This window comes from Comamonas sp. A7-5 (assembly GCF_039581385.1).
Taxonomy (GTDB): Bacteria; Pseudomonadota; Gammaproteobacteria; order Burkholderiales; family Burkholderiaceae_C; genus Comamonas; species Comamonas thiooxydans.
Map to the genome: position 1 here is coordinate 1 of NZ_JBCPWO010000037.1, position 3,946 is coordinate 3,946.

A 3,946-nucleotide genomic window follows, 5' to 3' on the forward strand; every position below is an offset into this window, starting at 1 on the left:
TCAAAGGCATAACAGGACGGCAGCACTTCTTTGGTGCTAACCGCAACTCACCTAACAAGGGCGGCTTCGTGCCGCCCTTGTTGATTGCAGACTCACATCCCCTGATGAGTCGCATGCACAAGCCAGACCCCAAGCTGCCGGCGGACCAGCAAGACAAGTGCAGCGTGATCCCGATCGAGATGCACGACATTGATCAGTGGCTAGCCGGGACAGTGCGGGAAGCTGGGCAACTGCTCAGACTGGCGCGGGTTGGCGTGTTTGATGCCGCCCCGCTTGGTTCCTGAGGCTTGTCAAAGTGCCTCTCAGGCTCGCAGCTTGCCTCCTTAGTTCGGGCGGGCCCGGATGAGAGCATTGATATATTTCAGCCTCGTTTGAGTTTGCTGTGTGCAGCGGCACATATCCGATGACTGGCGCGGCCCAGAGTCGACAAGGATCTCTCTGGATGCTTGCGTCACATGTAAACAAATGATTCAAAGAATGGTTGCTCCGCCTATCATGTCGGCGTCTGAGGTTAGTTCAGTCGAGCATGCACTGGAGGGGAAACTATGTTGAAGATTCTTGGGTTGGGAATGTCTGCTTTGGCTCTTGCAGGACTTTCCGGCTGTGCGGCTACTGGCTCGGATTTTGTGGAGTACGCTGAGAGAGCTTCGGGCTGCAGCAGTAGCGTTGGCTTCTACGGGACCGCGATTGGTGTAGAAAAGCGAGAGGGGCGATTTGACTCCAGCACAATGGATAAGGCCATTGCAGGAATCAAGACAACTGCTTTGGGATGCAACGCTGACATCATAACTACCATGTCGAACCTGGGAAGCGCCGTGTCTGACCTTCGTGAGAAGCGTCCGAAAGATGCCCTGGATATAGCTTTGCTGTCATTGCATGTGGCTGATGAGAACCCAGATCACTTGTTCCAGATGTATTACGCATCAGCGTATCTATCCCTGGCTGCTTCCAACCAAGATGAGGCTCTGTGGAATCGTGTCATGACGTTGTATCTGGATCGCGGTTATTGGGATCCGCGGTTGCCCTTGGGCTCTTCTATGGAGCCGTACGCTACTCCCGATATTCGGCAGCGCATCGATACGCTTCAAGGAGCGATGGCGAAAGCTGCGGAGGCGGCTAAGTCAGCCACGGGCATTGACTGCAGCTCTCTTCAATACTGCCAGCCGTCGCAGGGTGCTCGTTCATTTGTTGAGGCGGATTACTACGATGCCTATGCTGAGACTCTTCGTCAGGTGGGCGAGCCACGGAGAGCCAGTCTTGTAGAGAGTCTTGCTAAAGATACGCGTCGGAAGAAAACCAACCTTGTTGCCAAATTGCAAGCGGAAAGCACGGCATCTGCTTCCTCAACTAAACGTGCTACTTCAAGCAGCAGTATTCAGACAAGCACGCTAAGTGCACTCGTTCAAGCTACGGGCCAGATTGCACAAGCCGCCCGTGGTTCCGGCAGTTCTGTACGTAGCCAGTCGTCGGCCGGGGTGTCTGCATCAGCATCTCGCTCAGCCTCACAGGCGGGCTCTGGGGCTGCAGCCATGGCGAGCAACAACTTCAATTCAAGGTCAAGCACGGCTTCAGCACCGAATTCCTACACGAGTAATTCGCAGCCAAGTGCCGCGGATGGCAAAGGGTACAGAGACGGTCAGCAGTGCACGAAACTTAGCAACAACAGCGATAGCTTTCAGAACCTTTGCACTTTCCCCGTCTGGGTCTCTTTTGTGAACCAAAATGGCCAAGGGGCTGCTGGTCCAATCAAGCCAGGAGGGAGAGAATTGATCAGCAAATCAACCAGGATTCAATGGGCTGCGTGCGAACATCCGAGCTCACCGAAGTTGCAACCTTCTCTATCAAGCGCCCCATGGCATGGCAGCCCTAGCTCTCGCTACTATTGTGTGGGGCGCTAGTATGGGTTACCTGTTAGGCCTCAGATGATTGGCTGTTTAAAAGCAGGCTAGCGTTGCTCTATGGCGTGAGCGCTGCAGGCAGTTCTGGCAAGGTGGCAAGCGTCTGCAAAGTAGAGGGCATTTTGATTGCCTTGCACAGCCGCGACTACAACGGCCAATCACTTGGCCTTCCAACAGGCCAGTGACGCCGACCGTGAGCTCGCTCAGCCACAAGGCATTGGTGTGGTCAATGTTCGCAAATAGCGACCGCAGCACTGTGCAAGACGCCTGCCACACGGCCCATCGGCTGCAAACTACATCCAATGTGGTGCAGGAGGAATTGGTGATCTTTCTGCGGACCCAGCGGCCGCAGCTCGATGATTTGCTGGCGGTAATTCAGCCGTTCTGCACTGGGTGGCACTGCAGCGCAGGCCACTCGGTATTGCCAGTGCCGCTCAGCACAGTCCCAGACTTCTACCCATGTTAGAAAGCATCATGACGAACGCGATGTTTTTAGATCAAAACAACTGGCTTAGTCGTACCGATACGATGCATGGAATTGAGCGCATTGAAGCCTTCTTTCAGGGCAACGCTTACGGCATGCATCGACACGACACTTATGCCATTGGCTGCACGATGGCAGGGGTGCAAGCCTTTCAGTACCGAGGCGCTCACCGACAGAGCCTGCCAGGCCACACCATGGTGCTGCATCCTGATGAAGCGCATGACGGTCAAGCAGGAACTGACGACGGATTTCATTACCGCATGATTTATGTGAATCCGGCGTTAATTCAGGAGGTACTCGGAGGGCTGGAGCTCCCCTACATAGAAGGCGGTATCACGCAATCCCAACGTCTTCTGGTGGCCGCCAAAGCCATGCTGGACAACCAGCATGGGCCAACTAACTCTATAGAAGAAACGGACGCCATTGTGGAGCTTGCTCTCGCGCTCCTTGCCGAAGCAGGCTGTACCAGAGGGCAGCGTGCCAGGGACTTCCATAGCACCAAACTAGCTCATGATTTTTTGTGTGACGTTTGGCAATCCATCATCTCGATGGATGATCTCAGTGTCGTCACAGGGCGGGACCGCTGGAGTCTGTCGCGCGATTTCCGCATGTTCTATGGCACTAGTCCCTCGCGATTTTTGATCTTGCGCAAGCTTGATGCGGCACGACAACGTATGCTCTCAGGGGCTTCGCTCGCAGATGCGGCTGCATCCACTGGGTTTGCGGACCAGGCGCACATGACACGTCATTTCACCCAGACCTTTGGCATTTCGCCTGGACGATGGTTGCGGATGATGCGCTTCCGCACATCAGCGCCTTCTGGCGCAAAAACGTTCAAGACCTAACAGCTTACTTTGCCTACGCTTGAGCCTTTGATTGATAAAGGACAAGTCATGGCGGTAAACACTTCTTCCCCTACCAAGGATCGCGGGCAGCAGGTGCCTATCAACTTAGTACACAAAATTGGTCTTATCCACGACCATTGGCAGCCGCGTGTTGTCGCTGAAATGAACGACTATCAGTTCAAGGTCGTGAAGATTGCAGGTGACTTCATCTGGCATGCACATAGCGACACCGACGAGGCATTCATTGTGCTGGAAGGTGTGTTGAGAATCGACTTCCGAGACCACAGCATAGAGTTGCAACCCGGCGAAATGGCTGTGGTTCCTAGAGAGGTTGAACACAAAACGTTTGCGGCAACGGAAGCCAAACTGCTGATGATCGAGCCCATGGGGGTTCCAAACACCGGGGATAGCGATTCGGAGCGACGGGCTCCTAACGACATTTGGATATAAAACCAAGGCATTGGCGCTGGGCCGCTGTAGTGGAGTGCATGTCCAGCATACTTTTAGAGAGGGTTGATTTCGGCTAAGAGCTGTTCTTGCTCTTCACGTATCCACATGTGCAAGCATGCTTAATTTCAAGACCCGCAGACCGCTTGCAAACGAGTTCTTAAGTAAGTCCCGATGAGGAGTGGATTACATAGTCCGTTAATTGGTAGCCCTGGCTTCAATCGAAACTAAGCAAAGTCGAAGCGCGAATGTCTCTTCAGGGGCCGACGTCC

The 3,946-nt window shown here is 54.0% G+C and carries 3 protein-coding genes and 1 pseudogene; all 4 read left to right on the forward strand.

Annotated features, from left to right (window positions below; genetic code table 11):
- Nucleotides 1-284, forward strand: a pseudogene (locus AAIL67_RS24545) (hypothetical protein); the annotation flags it as partial.
- 261 nt (nucleotides 285-545) lie between these two features.
- Nucleotides 546-1,898 (forward strand): hypothetical protein, encoded by a 1,353-nt coding sequence (locus AAIL67_RS24550; protein ID WP_343485383.1) that lies wholly within the window; start codon nucleotides 546-548, stop codon nucleotides 1,896-1,898.
- Nucleotides 1,899-2,357: 459 nt separating this feature from the next.
- Nucleotides 2,358-3,227 carry an AraC family transcriptional regulator gene (locus AAIL67_RS24555; protein ID WP_343485384.1) on the forward strand — a complete coding sequence of 290 codons (870 nt, stop codon included), beginning with the start codon at nucleotides 2,358-2,360 and terminating at the stop codon, nucleotides 3,225-3,227.
- Nucleotides 3,228-3,275: 48 nt separating this feature from the next.
- On the forward strand, nucleotides 3,276-3,677 hold the full coding sequence (locus tag AAIL67_RS24560; protein WP_343485385.1) for a cupin domain-containing protein: 402 nt from the start codon (nucleotides 3,276-3,278) through the stop codon (nucleotides 3,675-3,677).
- Nucleotides 3,678-3,946: the final 269 nt, after the last annotated feature.